Genomic DNA, 20,695 nt, shown 5'->3' on the forward strand with positions numbered 1-20,695 from the left:
TACATAGCTTTAATCTACTACACAAAAATAATGCATTAAAAAGCGCGCTCTCATTAAATGACAGCGCGCTTTTTTTATCTTACTTTTTCTTTGTCTTACTTAGGAAGTGTTATTGACCCGCAATCTTCATTGATTCAATTAAGATTGAACCCGTCTGAATTTGTGAACGCGTTTCGACATCACTGCCGACTGCAATAATATTTTGGTACATTTCAGCCAAATTACCGGCAATGGTGATCTCTGAAACTGGGTATTGGATCTCACCATTCTCCACCCAGAAACCAGCCGCTCCACGAGAATAGTCACCCGTTACCGTATTTACACCTTGTCCCATTAGCTCAGTAACTAAAAGTCCTGTTCCCATGGTTTTTAGCATCTGATCAAAACTTTGACCTGTTGATTTAACAAACCAGTTATGGATACCACCAGCATGACCTGTCGGTGTCATATTCAATTTACGTGCTGCATAGCTTGTTAATAAATACGTAGCTAATACACCATCGGTAATGATTTCACGATCTTGGGTGTATAAGCCTTCACTATCAAACGGGCTACTTGCTAAGCCTTTTAAAATATGTGGACGTTCACTTACATTAAACCATTCAGGTAAGATCTTTTCATTGAGCTTATCTAACATGAAAGTAGATTTGCGATAAAGGTTTGCACCACTGATCGCCATCACCAAATGCCCTAGTAAGCCTGTTGCTACATCTGCTGCAAACATAACCGGTACTTTCATTGTATCCAATTTTTTAGCATCTAAACGACTTACTGTACGTTCAGCAGCTTCTAGCCCTACTTTTTTAGCATCCCATAAATCATCACGATGACGAGCCACGGTATAACTATAATCGCGCTCCATATCACCATTTTTATCGACACCAATAACACTACAGCTAATGCTATGACGGCTTGATGGGTAACTTGCCAACATGCCATGACTGTTGCCGTAAACTTTAATACCGTAGTGGCTATCGTAGCTCGCGCCGTCACTCTGCTTAATTGAAGAGTGGTACTCTAAAGCGGCTTGCTCTGCTTCAATTGCTTTTTGTGCTGCGTAATCTGGTTCTGGATCATCGGGATGAAACAAATCTAAATCAGGAATATTTTGAGCCATTAATTCTTTTGGTGCAGGTCCAGAAAATGGGTCTTCAGAAGTGTAATTTGCAATATCTAATGCCGCAGCTACCGTCTGTTGAATCGCTTTATCACTTAAATCAGATGTAGATGCACTGCCTTTACGATGGCCGCGATAAACGGTAATTCCTAGTGCGCCATCACGATTAAATTCAACGTTTTCAACCTCTCCCATTAAAGTAGAGACGCTAATACCTGTTGTTTTAGTAATCGCAACTTCTGCTGCACTTGCGTGTTTTGTTGCCATTTCTAACGCTTTGGCTACTGCTGCTTCAAGTTCTATTTTTTGATTCATCATTTGGGCTTTTGCATCCATAACATCTGACTGAATATAAACATTTTTACTAGAATAACACTCTATGTGATAAATTTGCGCCCAATTATCCATTTATCTTGCTAAAATAGAGATAATCACCCATTAAAGAATGAAGATCATGGCACGCAAAAATCAAAAAGCTCCTTGGGAAGAAGAAGAAGAGATCATCTGGGTAAGTAGAACCGAGATGAAAAACGACATGGAAGACTTACAAAAACTGGGCGAAGAGTTAGTTGGTTTAAAGCCAGCCGTTCTTGCTAAATTTCCACTTTCAGAAACTCTGCAAGTGGCAATCTCAGACGCTCAACGTTTTAAAAATGAAGCAAAACGTCGCCAATTACAATACATTGGTAAGCTAATGCGTCTTGAAGATCCAGAACCAATTCAATTGGCTCTAGATAAAGTACGTAACAAGCACTCACAAGCAACAATTGCGCTTCAAAAATTAGAAATCCTACGTGACCGTATGATTGAAACACCTAATCCTGTTATTGAAGAAGTAATGGTGAAATTCCCAGAAGCTGATCGTCAACGCTTCCGTCAACTTGCTCGTCAAGCAAGCAAAGAAAAAGCAGCGAATAAACCGCCAAAGGCGTATCGTGAAATTTTCCAAGTATTAAAAGATCTGTACTTAGACCAAGACCTATAATTTAGGTTAGGGTAAAAAAAAGAGCCAAGCATTATCATAATGCTTGGCTCTTTTTATATACGTTAATTAATTCGAACTATTCGGTACCGCCAACAGTCAATGCATCTAACTTCAATGTTGGTTGACCAACACCTACTGGCACACTTTGTCCTGCTTTACCACAAACACCAACACCACGATCTAACGACAAGTCATTACCAACCATAGAGATCTGTTGCATCGCTTCCATACCAGAGCCAATCAGTGTTGCGCCTTTTACTGGGCGGGTAATCTTACCATCTTCAATTAAATAGGCTTCTGATGCTGAGAATACAAACTTACCCGAAGTGATATCAACTTGGCCACCACCAAAGTTTGGTGCGTAAATGCCTTTCTTCACTGTTGAGATAATCTCTTCTGGTGCATATTCACCTGGCAGCATGTAAGTATTCGTCATGCGTGGCATTGGTAAGTGTGCATAAGATTCACGACGACCATTACCTGTCGGAGCAACACCCATTAAACGGGCATTCAACTTATCTTGCATGTAACCTTTTAATACACCATTTTCAATTAATGTATTGTATTGACCTGCAACACCTTCATCATCAACACTTAATGAGCCACGACGATCAGCCATTGTGCCATCATCAACAATAGTACATACCGAAGAGGTTACTTGTTCACCTATTTTACCTGAAAATACTGATGACCCTTTACGGTTAAAGTCACCTTCAAGACCATGGCCTACCGCTTCATGCAATAGGACTCCAGGCCAACCTGAACCAAGAACAACTGGCATCATTCCCGCAGGAGCCGCATCAGCATCAAGATTAACAAGAGCCTGACGAATTGCTTCATCAGCAAATTCAAGTGCGATTGATTTACCGTTAACTTCAGTTAGGAAATAATCATAGCCATAACGACCACCACCACCAGCACTGCCTCGTTCACGCTTATCACCACGTTGAACTAATACACTGATAGAAAGACGAACCAGTGGTCTAATATCCGCAGCATACGTACCATCAAGGGCAGCAACTAGCATTTGTTCGTAAACACCACTGATGCTTGCAGATACCTCTTGAACTAACGGTTCTTTTGCTCGGATATAAGCGTCGACTTCTTCAAGTAATGCTATTTTTTGAGACTTATCCAAACTATTAAGTGGGTTAATTGGCGCATAAAACTGAGGCATTGCTTGAGAAGCAAACGCTTTTACTCGGCCTTCACCACCTTGCTGAACAATACCACGAGCCGCTTTTGCGCTTTGAGTTAATGCTTCAAGATTAATTTGGTCTGAATAAGCAAAACCTGTTTTTTCACCTGCAACCGCACGGATACCAACACCACGGTCGATATTAAACGAGCCGTCTTTAATAATGCTGTCTTCGAGTACTAATGATTCATGCCAGCAAGATTGAAAGTAGATATCAGCATAGTCTACGTCTCTTTTTGCAATGGTGCTTAAGGTCTGAGACAGTTCCTGCTGACCGATCCCTGCTTGGCTTAATAAGGATTGTTCTACTTCTTGCAAAATCATTCGAGATACTCTTGTTAAGAATTTAAGATCTAGGATCTAATTATGAATAAAAAAGGGTGTGTTTTATAGTGATATTCACTCTTTATATCAAATAAAGCGACAGCTATTCTGAGCTTAACTCAATTGACACTCTAACCTTGCGTGTTGAACCACTGGCATTTTCTTACGGATCATCGCTAATTGTGATTTATCTATATCAGCAATAATCACCCCTGTCCCCTCTCGCTGAGTTGCTACTTTATTTCCCCATGGGTCAATAATCATTGAGTGACCCCATGTTTCACGTCCAGCTCCATGAGAGCCCCATTGACCAGCAGCTAACACCCAGCATTGTGTTTCAATCGCTCTTGAGCGCAATAAAATGTCCCAATGAGCATAACCCGTCACCTTAGTAAACGCAGCTGGCACGACGATAATCTCAGCCCCTTGTCGACGAAGCTCGCTGTATAATTGCGGAAAACGAACGTCATAACAAATAGAGAGCCCTAATTTACCAAAAGGCGTATCAACTACTTTAACTTCATTGCCCGGAGTAAAAGTGTCTGATTCTCGATAACTATGATGGCCGTCTTCAATCTCAACATCAAACATATGTAATTTATGGTAATGCTCAACCAGTACACCATGATCATCAAATACCAAACAAGTGGTCGATAGAGAATCATCCACATTTCTAATTGGAAAAGAACCAATCACGAGCCAAATCTGATAACGCTTAGCAAGAGCGGAAAGCGCATCTTGTAACTCTCCTTGTCCTAACGGCTCTGCATGGCGTTCATAGTCTTCTTTTTGACCAAATACGATGCTGTTTTCAGGCGTTAGTGCGAGTTTCGCCCCTTGTTGCTGTAATCCTTTCAGCTTAAGATTTAGCTGTTTAATGTTTTCTTCAGGAGTCGCTCCTGAGTTCATTTGAACGACGCCAACTTTACTCATCACACTTCCTTATTTGATTATTACTCACTGTAAATAACGGCTAACTTAGACTTATTTTTCGGTTTTCTCCGGCAATTGATACTCACCTTGACTACGAGATAACTCTTTTACTGTTGGAGACTCAAGCGGCCCTTCCACCTTATAATTAACTTGCGTAATAACGTCGATAACCGGCGCAATAGCCGTTGCGACTGCAAGTACAATAATCGCGGTTTGTGGCGCAACAGCAAATGCAGTAATAATAGGGATCCCTGAGGTTAAATCTGGGGTAAAGCTTACTTCAGCATCGACTAGGCGTGTATTTAAGTTCGCTTTACCTTTAATGCTCATCTCACCTGCAACTGCATCCATGGTTAAGTTATTACTGACAAATACGCCATTACGCATTTTACCGCTGCCAGTGATGGCGTTAAATGCCATCCCATCATCAAATACATCTCTGAAGTCTAGTTTCATTTTACGAATAATCGAATCAATACTAAATAGGCCTAGGAAGCGTGCTGCTCCTTTAACATCAGTGATCACGCCTTCGCCTAATGTTGACGATAAATCGCCAGAGAGTGTATTAATTTGAATGCTCCAAGGTGCGCCTTCCCATTGAAGATCCCCATCCATACTATAACTGGCTTTTTGAATACCAGAACTAATACCAAAACGAGCTAACAATTCAGAATTATCTTCACCGGATGCCTTAATCTTGAATTTTGAATGACTGGTATCTTTATCTAATAACCAATCTCCAGACATCGCTAATTTATTCTCACCGCTCGTTATCTTCAATTTATCTAAATAAAAGGTATTCGCTTTTTTGTGCAACTTAGTATCAACTTTACCGAGCTTGTAGCCTTGAACCCATGTGTTATTAATCGTCAGTTCTACATTCGGCATCAAGCGGAAAAATTCTCGATCAAAATCAGAAATAACCGCTTCATCTCCATTCGCTTGATGTAAACGCTTTTGATTTTCTGGCTTATCTAAACTTGGAATAAAGATATGAAGATTATCTAATTGCACTAATAAATCATCATGGCCTTTCCAGCTTGCCTTTCCATCCACTTCTTGGCTGTTAACTTGTATATACCAGCCTTGAGATTTTTTACGTACATCTGTATTTACATCGTTCCAATCTAATGTCGCTAATCGTAATGACTTCACATTGGCATCAATACGGGTTGGTACTGGGAACGTAGGGAAATGACTCATCGCCACTTTACCTTTTTTCACAGGCTTCGCATGATTTAAAATAGGCTCAGATAACCAAGCATCCAGATCTAATGATTGTGTATTAATCGAAACGGATTGCCCAACAATTGGGCTCACTTTAAAATTACCACGCCCAACCACAACATGACTTGCTGCTATTACTGGTATTTTTTCACTAATATTAATTTCAGCTTGATACTTAGCATTAGGTAAGGTCAATCGTCCTGATAGTTTCTCTGAATTTCCAGACACTTGCAGTAACGCTTTTTCTGCTGTGCCGTTATCAAGAGCCAACGGATAAGGCAGAGTAGACGTCATGTTGTCTAATGAAGCATTTACTCCTATTTGATAAGTAAAACCAACATCTGCAACTTGTAAATTAATATCAGAATTCCATCTAGAAACACCACTCAGTTTTTCCATCATTGGAGAATCGATATATTCTCTTAATGGCGAGATTTTCCATTTACCTTTTGTTTCAATCGCAACACTGTAAAAATCAGACTGTGCTTCACCATTAAATGAAAGAGAGATTGGTTGCCCTAATAGTGACGCTTTAATTCCTGAGGCTTTCACTACATCATTATCAAACTCAATTCGCCCCCTTGCATTGGTTAATACAATACTCGGTGACTGTAATTCAATATGGTTATTAGCAAGATCGGCATAACCCCATGCTCGTACATCTTTGCCTGTAAATGGAATATCTAATCGTAGTAGCGCATCAACGCGATTATCTACTTGTATACTATTAAGCGCCGCGCCAACAGAATCGACCAACGGTGTGGCTGTCATGTATTCACGAACCGCTTTACCTGAACCATTTGCCGTAGCACGAATAGTTAACTTACCGTCTTCCGCCAAATTGGCAATTCGTCCTGTGACACGAGTGGCATGCACATCCATTAAGTCTGCTGAGTGGGAGCTTAAGAACATAGAAGCGTTTTGAAACATTAAATCTAACTGTAAATTAGTCAGAGGCGGCCACGCGGTATCAAACGAGAATTGAGCGTCTTTTAATCCCACTTTAACTTGAAAAATACCGTCATATTTAGTGTAAGGGAAGTCGGCTAACTCTCCATACCAAAGTAGCTGCACCGTTTTAGCACTGCCACCTTGAACGGCAGTAGATAGGTAATCTGTCAGATCTTGCCCTAATGCTAAGGTCGGTAAATAGCGCCAAGTTTGATCAGCATGAAAGGCATCAGCTTCAGCATAAAAAGAGAGTACTGAAGGCTTATCTTTAGGGAAATCTAATAGAAACTCCCCCTTTGCTTGCAAGTCAGGTGTCGATACATTGATGTAATCAGACCATAAACGCCAACCGTTATCATTGACTTCCCAATAAGCAGTGATATCACCATTTTTTATATTTAATGGCGCTTGAAATACCTCTCCATAAGGTAGCGTATCATCGACTAATGATAATTTAGCTTTGCCCTTTTCAGCATTACCTGCAATCAAAACATTTAATTTATGAAAACCTGGCAGTAACTCCCACTGATTAATTTTTGCTTCATGGATGGATGCTGAATAGCTCAATCCAAGAGAGTGATCATACTCAACTCGAATATCATTAATACTGCCCTTAGGATCCAAAATAGTAAGCAGGTTAGTAATATTATCTTGAGAAGATCTCAGTAAAGTTTTTAAACCCAATGCACTCTGTAAATCAACATGTGCTAGATTTAAAATCCACTTTTCAGGTTGCCAAGTGAAATTTCCTGAGATCTCAGGCCATAGCTCTGCTTGATGTTTAACTTGGATATCAGAAGCAGAAACCTTCCACCCTTCTCTATCAGGCTGAAGCTCAAACACGCCACCTTCAACACTCGCTTGATGAACCGTTTTACCTTCTAACCAATTAACATAAGAAGGAGAAGCTTCGACAAGCGCATCAATCGGTTGCCCATTTTTAAAAGATAACCACGCATTAGCTGAAACTTCACCTTGAGTAATGCCATATTCATTCAGAAGTTCTCCAGTGATCCACGGGGTTACTTGAATATTTTTAGCTTCTATATAAAAGTGGCCGTCTAAGCTTTTAAACGTGCCTTTCTCTTTAAAGTTAGCGATGACTTTAAGTTGATTTATCTCACTACCAATGACACTAACAACACCTTCAGCTAGATGCTTTCTACGTTCGTTTCGCCATTGTAATGAATCTATTTGTACTGTTTTATTGGTTCCATCAAGTGCCACAAAAGCAACTTGGGAATCTTTTAATGAGAAATGATTTAATCGAACTAAAAATATATCTTCGAGACGTTTACCCAACGATTTATCAGCTTGCTTGCTCTTTGGATCCTGTTCTTCTTCCTCGGCATCAGAAGAGCGCTTACCTAATGAGGTAAGATCAGCGCTTAACTTATCAATTCGTAGATCCGCAAATTGAGGTTGCCTAGCCCAAAGCGAAGAAAGAATATTCAGTTGGATCTCGACTTCTTTAACCGCAATGATTTCATCACCAGTCGCAGGGTCGATAGCGGTAAGCTTTCGAAGATTTAAAGAGGGGTTAGTATTTCGCCAGCGACCATCTAGCTCACCAATTGAAATTGAAAAACCCGTTACTTGGGAAAGAAAGCCTTCAATTTCAGGCTGATATTTATTCAACGAAGGAAGAAACAGGCGCAAGCTTGTAATGACTAATGCTGCTAGTAAAAATACCAGCAGCAATAATCCCATCAAGCAACGTTCAAAACGAATTAACTTAGTGGTCACGTATTATTATTCTCTACATCATTACGACATCAAACTGCTCTTGAATATAAAGAGGTTCAGCTTGAATTTTTACCTGTTTACCAATGAAAAGTTCAAGTTCTGCGAGTGCATGTGACTCTTCGCCTTCAAGCGCATTCGCCACTGCAACAGAGGCATATACAACAAACTTATCTGAATCATAAGCTCGGTTTACTCGTGTGATTTCACGTAATATTTCGTAGCATACACTTTCAATCGTTTTAACCGCCCCTCGACCTTCACAGGTTGGACACTGATCACATAAGATATGTTCAATACTTTCACGAGTTCGTTTTCGAGTCATTTCAACTAAACCAAGCTGAGTAAACCCATTAACGTTACTTTTAACTCGATCTTTATCTAATGCAGCACCAAGCACCTGCAGCACTCGACGGCGATGCTCTTCACTCATCATGTCAATAAAATCAATGATGATGATGCCACCAAGATTACGTAAACGTAACTGACGAGCAATCGCTTGTGTCGCTTCAATATTGGTATTAAAAATGGTTTCTTCTAAATTACGTCGCCCAACAAACGCCCCGGTATTGATATCAACAGTGGTCATCGCCTCTGTTTGATCAATAATTAGGTAACCACCTGACTTCAACTCTACTTTACGATCAAGAGCTCGTTGAATTTCGTTCTCTGTTTCGTACATATCAAAAATAGGCTTATCGCCTGAGTAATACTCAAGTTTCTTAGTTAGCTCTGGTACAAATTCTGTTGTAAATTGCTTTAACTTTTCAAAAGCTAGTTTTGAATCAACACGAATTAAATCAAGCTCTGTTCCAACAAAATCACGCAGAATACGTTGATCTAAACCTAGCTCACCGTACAGCATTGATTTGGTTTTGCTTTTTTTACGGCGCTCAATCACCTTGTGCCATAAACGCTTTAAGAAAGCAGCATCTTGTGAGATCTCAGCTTCGCTTGCGCCTTCTGCAGCGGTGCGAATAATAAAACCACCAAACTCATCACAATAATCAGAAACTGTATTCTTTAAACGATTACGCTCTTTTTCACTTTCAATACGTTGTGATACACCGACATGACTCGCCCCTGGCATAAATACCAAATAGCGAGAAGGAAGGGTAATATCCGTGGTTAAACGAGCGCCTTTAGTACCCAGAGGGTCTTTAACTACTTGCACCACCAGGTCTTGTCCTTGGTGTACTAGCTGAGAAATATCTCTCACTTGAAACTGGCGTTTTTCATTTTCAGACACGCATTCCGTATGAGGAACGATGTCTGAGGCGTGCAGAAATGCGGCTTTATCTAGACCGATATCTATAAACGCAGCTTGCATCCCCGGTAATACTCGGCTTACTCGGCCTTTGTATATATTACCCACAATACCGCGTCTTGCTTCTCTTTCTACATGGATCTCTTGAAGCACACCGGCTTCAATCATCGCAACACGAGTTTCACTCGGCGTTACGTTTATTAACAACTCTGTACTCATTGGAGCACCTCACTAATTTTTACAAAAATTGGTGTAAGAGCTGATCTGTTTCCATCAAAGGCAGTCCCATGACAGCATGATAGCTGCCATCTATACGCGAGACAAATCGCCCACCACTACCTTGAATACCGTATGACCCTGCTTTATCGCAAGGTTCTCCACTTTCCCAATATTGTTCTATTTCTTGTTCTGAAAGTGTTCTAAACCACACCTGTGTTATTACTGTTTTGGTTCTAATGTCATCAGATGTTGCTAGTGTTACGGCAGTCATTACTTGATGTTGACGACCAGACAGTGCTAAAAGCATTCTCTTAGCATCTTCAAAATCTTTCGGTTTTTCTAAAATAACACCATCAATTACCACTATGGTATCAGAGCCCAATACTGGGACATGTTTATTCTTTGTTCGCTCTAATGCTCTTACGCCAGCTTGCGCTTTATCTTTTGATAGTCGTTCTACATACATAAGAGGTGTCTCATGTGACTGATGCACTTCTTCAACATCTATAGATAAAAGCTCAAACTGATACCCTAGTTGAGTTAATAATTCTTTTCTTCTTGGAGAGCCAGAAGCTAAGAAAACTTGAGTAGTCATTTTATTTCCCTATCGAATTGACCAATGACGACGCACCCTGCGCATCAATAAAAACAACCATGGCCAAAGAATGAAGTTTAACACGCCAGCCCATAAAAAATGTGCGTTAAAAGCCACATCACGAACTAAAAACTCACCCATAAACTCTAATATTTTACCAAGTAAGGTTAACCCTGAAAAAATAGCCGCTTGTTGCCACAATGCTAAATTTCTCAGTACCTTAAAATTTGCGGCAACAAGATAGACTAAAATAGCCATTGTCATGCCACGGATCCCTAATGTCGTACCCAGTAACAGGTCCCACAAGATACCGAGTAACATTGCCGTTCCGACATTAACTCGGTGAGGCAGTGCAAGTACCCAGTAAAAGGTCACTAAAATAATCCAAGAAGGTCTCAGTACCTCTAGAGTTCCAGGCCACGGAGTCGCTTGCAAGGTTAAAGCGATTAAAAAAGAGAGCCAAATGATGATTCGACCGCGCATTAAATGACTACTGGCCATTTGCCGCCTCCTCTACGTTAACTTCAGATCCTGTAGGCCAAACTAACAATAGATAACGTAATTTATCAAACTCAACCGTAGTTTCTAAATCGATAGAAGCAAAAGGACGTTTATTATCATTATCAATGCGTGAAATATAACCCACAGGGTAACCTTCAGGGTAGCGCCCACCTAAACCAGAGCTCACTAATAAGTCACCAACTTCTACATCTGTATTGGTCGGTATGTGCTCTAATTGCATGGTATCTAAATGCCCCTTTCCTGATGCAATCACTCGAATGTCATTTCGAACCACTTGGACTGGGATAGAGTTATTTGGATCGGTTAATAATAAAACGCGGCTATTGTGTGCTCCAACATAGTTGATCTGTCCCACAATACCTTTATCGCTGATCACTGGTTGTCCTTCATAAACGCCATCAATTCGGCCTTTATCAATCATTACCTGATGCGTGTATGGTGCAGAGTCAACCGCCATTACCTCTGTGACCATTTTTCGTTCATCTCGAATAAATGGAGAGCCTAATAGGTTACGTAAACGGCTGTTTTCTTGCTTAAGTTGTTCCATTAGCAATAAATTACTGCTCTGCATAAACATTTCTTGCTTAAGCTTTTGATTTTCAAGCATGAGAGTATTACGGCTATTAAACCGCTCATACATGCCATCAAACATGGTACGAGGAAGATTTGCCGCATAATGGATTGGAGCTACAAAGCTATTTAATAGGTAACGTACGTCGGAAAAGGCATTTAAGCGACTATCGGCTAGCATAAGGCTAGCCGATACCATTACAGCAATAAACAGGCGAAACTGCAGAGAAGGGCCTCTACCAAAGATTGGAGTCATATCCACTCACCCGTTATTTGTTATTACTCTTCACTAAAGAGATCGCCACCGTGCATGTCGATCATTTCTAATGCTTTACCGCCGCCACGAGCCACACAAGTCAGTGGTTCTTCTGCAACGACAACAGGAATACCTGTCTCTTCAGTTAGAAGACGGTCTAAATCACGAAGTAATGCACCACCACCCGTTAATACCATACCGTGCTCAGAAATATCAGAGGCTAGCTCTGGCGGACACTGTTCTAGTGCAACCATCACAGCTGAAACGATACCTGATAGAGGCTCTTGAAGCGCTTCTAAGATTTCGTTTGAGTTTAATGTAAAGCTACGAGGTACACCTTCTGCAAGGTTACGACCACGAACTTCAATTTCACAAACCTCATCGCCAGGATAAGCTGAACCGATTTCGTGCTTAATACGCTCTGCGGTTGCTTCACCAATTAAGCTGCCGTAGTTACGACGAACGTAGTTAATGATCGCTTCATCAAAACGGTCACCACCAATACGAACTGAAGAAGAGTAAACCACACCATTTAGTGAGATAACAGCAACCTCTGTTGTACCGCCACCGATATCGATAACCATAGAACCCGTTGCTTCTGATACTGGTAAACCAGCACCAATCGCAGCCGCCATTGGCTCATCAATTAGGTAAACTTCACGAGCACCAGCACCTTGTGCTGATTCACGAATAGCACGACGCTCAACTTGTGTAGAACCACAAGGAACACAAACTAATACGCGAGGACTTGGACGTAATACGCTATTATCATGCACTTGCTTAATAAAGTGCTGAAGCATTTTCTCTGTCACATAAAAGTCTGCAATAACGCCATCTTTCATTGGACGAATAGCTGAAATGTTACCAGGAGTACGACCTAGCATTTGCTTCGCATCATGTCCTACAGCGGCAACACTTTTTGTGGCGCCACCACGGTCTTGACGAATAGCAACTACAGACGGCTCATCAAGTACAATCCCTTGACCTTTTACATAGATAAGTGTGTTGGCAGTACCTAGATCGATCGAAAGATCGTTTGAAAACATGCCACGAAGTTTTTTAAACATAATCTTCGTATTTCCTGAAAACGTGAGAATAAGATAAATTTTACTAAATGTACCAATGCCTAGCCTAATCAGCAAGGCATTGCTACAGAATCCTGAAGCAAATCAGGATTTTTATTCAATTTTTAGTTAGAAGTACCAATAATGTTACTTTCACCGCGGAATATGACGCGATCATTGCCACGGTAAATACCAAAGGTCACTACGGTTGATGGATCTTCATCACCCTGTCCTCGCCAGTTATATTGTAACCAAGGTTGTTCTATATAACCTGATTCACAATTGACATTCGCTTCACTTGTTTGTGGAGAGCTACTTGCGAGTCTCAACCAAAAACGTACTTGCTCTCGCAATGTACTATTATTTGCATCTGCAACTAAATGAGTAACATCAGCTCCTTGAACCACCGCATTAGAGCCTTTTAGTATCGTATCACTTGATTGAATTGGATCTGGCCATACTGTTTGCTTGCAATGTTTTTCACCCTCAAACTTACTCGCATCATCTGTATCACTCAGAACGAAGGACTTGCCACTCCAATACTCAACGCGCAGTGGAACAGTCACCGTTTTACCGACAGCGGTTCCAACACTATCAAGAACCATTCGACCGTAGCGAACCTCAGGTTGAGAAAGCAGTTCTTGCTCTGTTACAACAGGAACAACTGGCGTTGCATTAAAAGAAACAGGATCAACACCATTAATTTTTAACCCTAACACCGTTGTTACTGAGTTTGAATTCCCGTCCATATTAAAGGGGCCATCTTCTTTTGTGAGTAATGGTGATGCTCCATCTGTGACTTGTTTTTTCTTCCAAGTAATCGCATCGCCAAGTCCTGTGACTTTCCAAAGCGCCCCATTACCCCAGTATGATGCCTCTAAATCAGCATCTGTAATATTTAAGCGTTCCGAGTGTTCACCTGATGATAAATCCACAAGAGAAAAAGAAGCTTTTAGTCCATTAGAAAACAAACCATAATTCTCTGTCTCTACTCCAGACGAATTATATGCAGTTACTTCAAAACTCACATCGGTAAAATTTTGCCCCATGTAAATATAACGGCCACTCTCTGAACCTTGTTTTTCAGGGTAATCCCATATTGTATCTGTTATCTCAAAATACGCTGGATAGAATCGCCCAACCGAACGACTTCCATCAGGGATACCACCTTGAATGTCGTCATAAAAGCCAACACTTGAAGCTTCTAGGTTAAATTGAATACTACCTACATCATCATAAGTCATATTTTCAAATAAATAATGACTGGTAGAATGACTACCAACATAAGAATCATTAGCGAAAGAAAGCAACGGAGATAAAGTACCTAGCAATCCTCCGATACTTGATGGAGGAGTATCTAATGTCGGAGCCAGTGCCGTAATTAACGCCTGCGGTGCTGATGGCTTAAAGAAGTTTTGCGTTACTGGTAATTGACAAGCATCGGCTTCAGAACCATACCTCACAGGCTTCACCTTCAACGAAAATACGTCACCAGCAGCAACTAACGCAGAACCTCCGCTGCTATTACCATCCATCGTAACATCACTACAAATCTCAAGCTTCCAAGGCCTAGCTTCAATATTTACATCAGCAGATAACACGCCCGAATCAACAGGGTAATCATTACAATCATAACCGGAAGGACAAGTGAACGTTGGATCACTCAATGTAAAGTGGGCAGAGCCAGCCTCTTGGTAGATTAGACTTGTTGTGGCTATACCTTGATTAAAAGTAAGGTCTATTTGGCTTGGATTAATCTTACCTGCTAACTCTAAATCCGTTCTTACTCCTTCACTCGGATTCGGGGAATCTAAAGTGTATGAGGATACATCTAGCTTTTTACTGCCATTATAATCTTGAACTACATAGGCTGATCCCTCATTACAAGCCAGAACGTTAATATCAAAATTCTGCGATTTATTGGCAATTACCTGAACGGTATCAATATCAAATTTGAATGGCACAAATTCAAAGTGCTCTTTTTCTGTCTCATTCAAATCGTCACTAGACGCCGTAACATCAAACACATCCAAGTCAGCGCTATCTAGGTACAGTGTTTTTTCACCATCAATAAATGTTGATCCTGTTATCGAACAATCGGCAGGCACTGATTTATCAGCGGATGTAGACCAACATGCTGCACCATGATTTTTTGCGTTAATTAACGCTGAGAAAGATTCATTGAAGCCAGAGACAGGGCCATTATCATCTTCAACTGTAAAAGTTACTGGGATCCGCTCACAAGTTAGACTGTAGTCCATTTTTGGAGTTACTTTTAAGGTGTAATCTTTTGAAGGATCACAAATTTGTAATGGTTTTCCAATTATTTGAGCCTTATTGCTCATTTTTAACTGGCAAGCAGTCAATGAACCGATGAGCTGCGCATTATTCGATAACTGGACAGGACCTTGAGAATAAATATGCCCTTCAATAATAGCCCCTTTATCTAAATTGATGCGTTGATAGTCATTAAATGGCGCCCAATAAATATCAGGAATATAATCAGGTAAGTATTTCGGTTTTGGGCACCCACCTTCACGGTACGAAAAAATCATCAGTGAGCTATTTTCTTTTTGTAACACCTTTCCACCGACCCACAATTCATCTTTAATGTGAAAGGTCACATCACCATCAATATGAATTTCACCGTCAATCATTATATTGATACTATCAAACCAATACTCGCCACTAGTAAAGGTCAGTATAGTATTGTTATTAACAAACAAGCCATAGTAAGGTGCACCATAGGTACTATTAAAATAGGTCGGCTTATTAAATACCTTATCCCTCCCTTGAGTAATGTAGTTAAATTTGCGCGAGATACCGCTAGGAACAGTAAAAGATTCAGTATAAGGCCGTGCAAACTCGCCATTGAGTAAACACGTTGTACCTTGATCATTACAACGGCTAGATCGCTTTTGATTTTCCGGCGTGTATAAATCATTACTGAATTCATTGATTACTAAATTATCAAATCCAACACTATTATTTTCTGTATTCCCGATGAAAGAGGTGGATGGACCGCCTAAATTAGATAAGAAAAAATTATTAGTATTGCCTTGCCAAGACTGTGCCGTATTAGGAAACAAGTCACAGACCGATGTGGATAAGGTCGTATTTTTATCCATGAACGATGGTTTTTCAGCAGAAAAAAGTAACGTTGACCACGTTAATAAAAAGATTAACCCTACCGATTGATATCGTTTCATTCTATTTCCTTCGCCCATACTTCTTGAGCTCGCGTCACTTGGTTAATTCCCGTACCGCAAACAACGGTGCTCGTTATTTTAAAATATTGAATTATTTCATTATTATAAGAAACGCCTAACTTTTGGCATACAACAGCTGGCGCTGTATTACAGCCGCTTTTCTTTGGCACCATTTCAGGGTATCTTGCTATGCCATCACAAATCGAATCATCAGCGCCTGATATACCCAATGGAAACAACTGTACTAACCCCCACTCCGCTCCAGAGTGCGCTAAAAACCACGCTTGAGTGCCTAATACCTCTTTAGAAACGGTATCGTGGTTGCTGGTTTCTACTTTGAATAAATTTAATGATAAATACCCCACCACAACCATAACGACCACTGACATGATCAATAGGTTACCTTTTTGCTTTGCTTGATTATGGTACATTGATCACCTGCACATCATGTTGATAGTGAGTTGTTTCACCTAGGTCATTTTCAAAAACCAAGATCATTTTCATCATGCTATTGCGGTTTACCGACGCGCTTGCCACAGTAAAATTACCCGAAGAAACTTGATTTGCTAATTGAATCCCACTGCGAAATACGCCACCAAGTTGAATGCAATATTCAATCGGATTTGGACTATAAATAAATGCACGTTCAGAAACTGAACTTGAAATAAAAGCAGGGTTATTAAGTGCGCTAGGAAAGTTAATTGTAGAAACGCCTCCCGATCGCGTCATTGATTCAATGTTCACAAATCGGTGGTTACTTTCATTAATTAAATCAGCTTGAGAGCTTGGGTTAATGACCAATCTATGACCATCGAGATTAAAAGCCTCATTAGAGAGCAATACCGTATCAATCTGTTTTTGGTTAACGGCGGGTAATGTTAAATAGAAAGCGCTTGCCTCAACAGGAATAAAACTAACACAACGACCATTCCCTGAGATCTCTACGCTATTTGGCACTGCATGGCGCAATTCACGACTCAATTTCTCAATGATAAACTTTGCCTGCATTTGGTTATCTTGACGATCAATACTGTCGTTATAACTTTGAAAACCCAGTAGTAAAGTATTACTGGCAGCGAGGGCAACAATCCCGACCACCACAATAGTTAAGATCAACTCGATAAGGGTAAAACCATCAATGCGTTTCATTAATAATTCCCTCGATAAGCACTAAAGGTATATTGAGCATGGCTGCTTGCATACAGGATAATATCGATCTTTTTGAACTGAGTTATTGCCGTTTTACGATTATCTACATCCGCATAAGCGACATTGATTTCAACCGTGAAATTTTTATATTTAACGGCACTTGTTGCATCGATTAACTGGTTTAACGAGTAATTAGCTACCCCTGAAGTGCATTGAGCAGCCTCTCCCCAACAACCAATAAAATCATCAACATCATTAAAAACAGCAGAATGGTTAGTTGTATTTTTTTCTGCAATGGTATCTCGCCCAAGTTCATTAGGGCTTGAACACGCATCTGGTGCCGAAATTTCTCCGCAACGATACGCTCCCCCATTAGGGTCACTGTTCTCATCAAATTGACGACTCAGCACATCAGTCATAATTGAATGACCTAGCGCAGCGGCTTGAGCTTGATACGTTGCTTGATGTGATTTAGTTGAAGAGGTAAATACACCAGAAACCAAAATTGACAGAGCGAAACCTAAGATCACTATTCCAACAATGGATTCGATTAGGGTAAGACCAATTTGGCTTACTCTCATTCGGTTCATAGTCCACATCCTTTATCTTGAACTGAACGGTAAATAAAACCTTCACGATTAATGCACACAGAGCGACTTTCATTTGAAGAAGGCGTAGTTATAGTAATTCGACAGTCACTGTCAGTACAAAGAGGGGTGATTGCAGATGAAGTAACCACTGCTGGTCTTCCAAGTAAATCAAACGATAGCTCTGAGACTGCGCCACTCACAGAATTAAAGTCATAACTTAATTGAATTAGCTCTAATTGTTGTGGGTTAGTGTTTTTTGAGTAATCAGAAAGTGCCGTACTGCTCATGCCCTGAGATTGACATGCTTGAGTGACGCCAAATTGATTTGACGCCATTAAAATTGAACGACAACGATTGCTGTTGTTTGAGGTGTTACTTTGCATCGCTGTGATTTGAACTTGACGCAGAATAGAGAGCACTTGTTCTTGTGCTGCCGCCGAAGAGAAACGGCTCGCCCCCATGTATTTACTCGACGCATAGACACTAATAATAGCAAGTAACACTATCACAACGATCAACTCCACCAGAGTAAATCCGCCTATTTTTGTTTGTTGTTTCAAGCTGTTTTTATTGAGAGGAAAAATCATCATCCGCTACCTTATTGCTTCCTATTACTAGGATAACGAAATTTATAGAGATAGCGAGAGTTTGTTAATTTTTGATAAAAAAAAGCCAGCGGAAATCGCTGGCTTTAGATAGGATTAAGTTTTAGCTATTAACAAGCACTTGCATCAGCTGCTGTAATTACAGGAGCTGCACTAGAGGTCGCTTCTGCATATGTAACACTACATGTATCAGAAGCGTTTGTAGCAAAAGTATAACGAATAGTTGTAACACCACCAGATGTTACATCAGCACCAGTCCACTCCGCGCCATCAGATAAACCAACAACTGCCGCTCCAATACCTGCAGCATCAGCTGTAGGATAACCAAAATTAGTAGTAATACCCTCAACTTTATCTGAACCCATCTCAGTTGAAGATTTACGCTCTACACCATCAATCGCTGCTTTACCATAAACGATACCAGCAGCGCCAGACATTGCGCCTTTTAGGCCTTGCAGTGATGATGCACGAGCATCTGATTGTAGGTTAAGAAATTTAGGCGCTGCAGTTACTGCTAGAATACCTAGAATAACGATTACAACTACTAGCTCAATAAGGGTGAAACCACCTTGTTTTTTCATCTTACTTCTCTCTTTATTATAAAAAGCGATGGCACTTAATCGTTACCACCATTATTGTTAAAACCGTTACTGCTGTTAGCTATTGGGTTAAGCAGTTTTCATTTAGCATCTTTATGAGCAACAACGCTCACAAAAGCATTCATTCTTTATTGCAGCGCCACGACAACACGGCCAGATTCTGGCTCATAAGTAAAGAAGTGCCCTTCATTTTCTTGTTGTGTGTATTTACATTGATTACGACTGTTTTCGCTAATCACTTCTGCTAAATATTTCGCTTTATTATCATTGCTGTCATCTGTCACGTATGGGGCGTTTTGCAGTAACATTTCGATTAGCAAAATGCACTCTTTTGCTGTTAACGAGCTAGGGTAACTGCCTGTATCATTACCATCTAAATCTTCACGAGGTGAAATCGGGTAACCAGGACGAAAATCCACTTGATTTGCTTTCGATGGGTCCGTTAACCAAAATTCAGTTCCATCGTAACTAACCGCATTACTGTTATCAGTCTTAGGTCGAGCTTCTGCCTCCCATTGCGCTCTTGCAGAAAGCACCGCTGTTGCATAACCTCCTGCAACGCCTTCAATACTCGCTTTTTTTGCTTCAAGGCTAACATCTAAAAATCGAGGTAATGCTACTGTTGCCAGCAAACCTATTACAACAACCACAATCACTAGCTCAACCAGTGAAAAACCTTTTTGGTACTTCATCGCAATGCTTCTCTCTCTCTCTATTCTTATTCTCATTATGAATTGTAAGGGATTATACAAAAAAAAACACAGTATTCGTCAAAAAAATGCCTATTAATTTTTAATTCAAAAAAACGACATTAACTTTAAAAATACCATTCGATAACATTACCGAAAAAACCTTACCATTTGGTATTCTATAATCACAGCGATATTGTTCTTTCTTGTTGGTATTTTCATCTATTTCGATACGGCCCGCATAAACCTTATCTTTATTTGGTAATAAAAGAGCTAACCATGCCTGACAATCCACATTATTATCACTAAGTACCACTGGCCAGCCTAATGATGAAAACGTCACTTCTATGTCATCTTTTATCATGGAGTGAGGCTGTCCATTCACTACCCAGTAGTTTTTGAATTCATTCGCTGAGGATAATATCTCCCGACTGGTCACCGTCAGTGCAGTATCTTCAACTTCAGGCTCTATTATCTCCCACTGGTATAAAATAACAGCAAGTAAAATAACCACCAGAGCCCCCCATATGATTCGGGTTGTAGACATAATTAACCGCCTTTTACTACATCTAACATATTCCACATAGGTAAGAAAATACCTAGTGCTAATATCAGAACCATACCCGATACAATCACCAATAACAGCGGTTCTATTCTTGCAGTTAAGGTTTTTAAATCATAATCGACTTCACGATCATAAAAGTCAGATACTTCCAATAGCAAGTCATCGATTTGCCCCGTCTCTTCACCCACGGCAATCATCTGTTGAACAAGCGGTGTGAAAATTCCACTTTGTGCTGCGGTTGCTGACATACTGGTGCCCGATTCAATTCCACTTTTCATTTCAAGCAATCTGTTTTCTAAGTACTTATTACCTAATGAC

Annotated in this window: 19 protein-coding genes; 1 reads left to right on the forward strand and 18 read right to left on the reverse strand. The window is 40.4% G+C overall.

Annotated features, from left to right (window positions below; all coding sequences use genetic code 11):
• Nucleotides 1–109: 109 nt before the first annotated feature.
• Complete coding sequence (gene pmbA, locus PVK62_RS14685) at nt 110–1,453, reverse strand: metalloprotease PmbA (protein ID WP_274445064.1); 1,344 nt, start codon at nt 1,451–1,453, stop codon at nt 110–112.
• Between the two features lie 118 nt (nt 1,454–1,571).
• Between pmbA and yjgA the strand changes: the two genes are divergently transcribed.
• Nucleotides 1,572–2,102, forward strand: a complete 531-nt coding sequence (gene yjgA, locus PVK62_RS14690; RefSeq protein WP_274445037.1) for a ribosome biogenesis factor YjgA — start codon at nt 1,572–1,574, stop codon at nt 2,100–2,102.
• 76 nt (nt 2,103–2,178) lie between these two features.
• Here the strand turns inward: yjgA and tldD are convergent, their stop codons facing one another.
• From tldD to PVK62_RS14775, 17 genes are all read right to left on the reverse strand, one after another.
• Nucleotides 2,179–3,624: a metalloprotease TldD gene (gene tldD / locus PVK62_RS14695; RefSeq protein ID WP_274445036.1), complete on the reverse strand. Its 1,446-nt coding sequence runs from the start codon at nt 3,622–3,624 to the stop codon at nt 2,179–2,181.
• Nucleotides 3,625–3,738: 114 nt separating this feature from the next.
• On the reverse strand, nt 3,739–4,557 hold the full coding sequence (locus PVK62_RS14700; protein ID WP_274445034.1) for a carbon-nitrogen hydrolase family protein: 819 nt from the start codon (nt 4,555–4,557) through the stop codon (nt 3,739–3,741).
• Nucleotides 4,558–4,608: 51 nt separating this feature from the next.
• Complete coding sequence (locus tag PVK62_RS14705) at nt 4,609–8,481, reverse strand: YhdP family protein (RefSeq protein ID WP_274445032.1); 3,873 nt, start codon at nt 8,479–8,481, stop codon at nt 4,609–4,611.
• 13 nt (nt 8,482–8,494) lie between these two features.
• Entirely contained in the window at nt 8,495–9,964 is a 1,470-nt protein-coding gene (gene rng, locus PVK62_RS14710; protein WP_122036569.1) for a ribonuclease G, read from the reverse strand.
• Between the two features lie 19 nt (nt 9,965–9,983).
• Complete coding sequence (locus PVK62_RS14715) at nt 9,984–10,559, reverse strand: Maf family protein (RefSeq protein ID WP_274445031.1); 576 nt, start codon at nt 10,557–10,559, stop codon at nt 9,984–9,986.
• A gap of 9 nt (nt 10,560–10,568) precedes the next feature.
• A complete protein-coding gene (gene mreD, locus PVK62_RS14720; RefSeq protein WP_274445030.1) occupies nt 10,569–11,060 on the reverse strand; it encodes a rod shape-determining protein MreD in 492 nt (163 codons plus the stop codon).
• Nucleotides 11,050–11,907 (reverse strand): rod shape-determining protein MreC, encoded by an 858-nt coding sequence (gene mreC, locus PVK62_RS14725; RefSeq protein ID WP_274445027.1) that lies wholly within the window; start codon nt 11,905–11,907, stop codon nt 11,050–11,052. The genes mreD and mreC overlap by 11 nt, the downstream gene beginning before the upstream one ends.
• Nucleotides 11,908–11,930: 23 nt before the next feature.
• Nucleotides 11,931–12,974, reverse strand: a complete 1,044-nt coding sequence (locus PVK62_RS14730) for a rod shape-determining protein (RefSeq protein ID WP_274445025.1) — start codon at nt 12,972–12,974, stop codon at nt 11,931–11,933.
• Nucleotides 12,975–13,096: 122 nt separating this feature from the next.
• Entirely contained in the window at nt 13,097–16,180 is a 3,084-nt protein-coding gene (locus tag PVK62_RS14735) for a DUF6701 domain-containing protein (protein ID WP_274445024.1), read from the reverse strand.
• Entirely contained in the window at nt 16,177–16,611 is a 435-nt protein-coding gene (locus PVK62_RS14740; protein WP_274445023.1) for an MSHA biogenesis protein MshP, read from the reverse strand. Before PVK62_RS14740 ends, PVK62_RS14735 begins: the two co-directional genes overlap by 4 nt.
• The gene (locus PVK62_RS14745) at nt 16,601–17,329 is read right to left on the reverse strand and encodes a PilW family protein (RefSeq protein WP_274445021.1); all 729 of its coding nucleotides are present in this window, start codon (nt 17,327–17,329) and stop codon (nt 16,601–16,603) included. The genes PVK62_RS14740 and PVK62_RS14745 overlap by 11 nt, the downstream gene beginning before the upstream one ends.
• Entirely contained in the window at nt 17,329–17,919 is a 591-nt protein-coding gene (locus tag PVK62_RS14750) for a type IV pilus modification PilV family protein (RefSeq protein ID WP_274445020.1), read from the reverse strand. The genes PVK62_RS14745 and PVK62_RS14750 overlap by 1 nt, the downstream gene beginning before the upstream one ends.
• Nucleotides 17,916–18,509: a type II secretion system protein gene (locus tag PVK62_RS14755; RefSeq protein WP_274445019.1), complete on the reverse strand. Its 594-nt coding sequence runs from the start codon at nt 18,507–18,509 to the stop codon at nt 17,916–17,918. Before PVK62_RS14755 ends, PVK62_RS14750 begins: the two co-directional genes overlap by 4 nt.
• A gap of 125 nt (nt 18,510–18,634) precedes the next feature.
• On the reverse strand, nt 18,635–19,105 hold the full coding sequence (locus PVK62_RS14760) for a type II secretion system protein (RefSeq protein WP_274445018.1): 471 nt from the start codon (nt 19,103–19,105) through the stop codon (nt 18,635–18,637).
• Nucleotides 19,106–19,251: 146 nt separating this feature from the next.
• The gene (locus PVK62_RS14765) at nt 19,252–19,815 is read right to left on the reverse strand and encodes a prepilin-type N-terminal cleavage/methylation domain-containing protein (protein WP_274445016.1); all 564 of its coding nucleotides are present in this window, start codon (nt 19,813–19,815) and stop codon (nt 19,252–19,254) included.
• A 100-nt stretch (nt 19,816–19,915) separates the two neighbouring features.
• A complete protein-coding gene (locus tag PVK62_RS14770) occupies nt 19,916–20,359 on the reverse strand; it encodes a type IV pilus, mannose-sensitive hemagglutinin protein MshF (RefSeq protein WP_274445015.1) in 444 nt (147 codons plus the stop codon).
• A 2-nt stretch (nt 20,360–20,361) separates the two neighbouring features.
• The coding region (locus tag PVK62_RS14775; RefSeq protein ID WP_274445014.1) for a type II secretion system F family protein at nt 20,362–20,695 on the reverse strand (334 nt) is incomplete at its 5' end.

Source organism: Aliivibrio sp. S3MY1 (genome assembly GCF_028765575.1).
Classification (GTDB): Bacteria; Pseudomonadota; Gammaproteobacteria; order Enterobacterales; family Vibrionaceae; genus Aliivibrio.

Coding starts and splice junctions, on each gene's coding strand:
- PVK62_RS14765 (WP_274445016.1), bottom strand. CDS start 19,815: ATGAAGTACCAAAAAGGTTTTTCACTGGTTGAGCTAGTGATTGTGGTT.
- PVK62_RS14715 (WP_274445031.1), bottom strand. CDS start 10,559: ATGACTACTCAAGTTTTCTTAGCTTCTGGCTCTCCAAGAAGAAAAGAA.
- PVK62_RS14745 (WP_274445021.1), bottom strand. CDS start 17,329: ATGAAACGCATTGATGGTTTTACCCTTATCGAGTTGATCTTAACTATT.
- PVK62_RS14740 (WP_274445023.1), bottom strand. CDS start 16,611: ATGTACCATAATCAAGCAAAGCAAAAAGGTAACCTATTGATCATGTCA.
- mreD (WP_274445030.1), bottom strand. CDS start 11,060: ATGGCCAGTAGTCATTTAATGCGCGGTCGAATCATCATTTGGCTCTCT.
- yjgA (WP_274445037.1), top strand. CDS start 1,572: ATGGCACGCAAAAATCAAAAAGCTCCTTGGGAAGAAGAAGAAGAGATC.
- PVK62_RS14750 (WP_274445020.1), bottom strand. CDS start 17,919: ATGAACCGAATGAGAGTAAGCCAAATTGGTCTTACCCTAATCGAATCC.
- tldD (WP_274445036.1), bottom strand. CDS start 3,624: ATGATTTTGCAAGAAGTAGAACAATCCTTATTAAGCCAAGCAGGGATC.
- PVK62_RS14735 (WP_274445024.1), bottom strand. CDS start 16,180: ATGAAACGATATCAATCGGTAGGGTTAATCTTTTTATTAACGTGGTCA.
- PVK62_RS14755 (WP_274445019.1), bottom strand. CDS start 18,509: ATGATGATTTTTCCTCTCAATAAAAACAGCTTGAAACAACAAACAAAA.
- PVK62_RS14730 (WP_274445025.1), bottom strand. CDS start 12,974: ATGTTTAAAAAACTTCGTGGCATGTTTTCAAACGATCTTTCGATCGAT.
- pmbA (WP_274445064.1), bottom strand. CDS start 1,453: ATGGATGCAAAAGCCCAAATGATGAATCAAAAAATAGAACTTGAAGCA.
- PVK62_RS14760 (WP_274445018.1), bottom strand. CDS start 19,105: ATGAAAAAACAAGGTGGTTTCACCCTTATTGAGCTAGTAGTTGTAATC.
- PVK62_RS14770 (WP_274445015.1), bottom strand. CDS start 20,359: ATGTCTACAACCCGAATCATATGGGGGGCTCTGGTGGTTATTTTACTT.
- mreC (WP_274445027.1), bottom strand. CDS start 11,907: ATGACTCCAATCTTTGGTAGAGGCCCTTCTCTGCAGTTTCGCCTGTTT.
- PVK62_RS14700 (WP_274445034.1), bottom strand. CDS start 4,557: ATGAGTAAAGTTGGCGTCGTTCAAATGAACTCAGGAGCGACTCCTGAA.
- rng (WP_122036569.1), bottom strand. CDS start 9,964: ATGAGTACAGAGTTGTTAATAAACGTAACGCCGAGTGAAACTCGTGTT.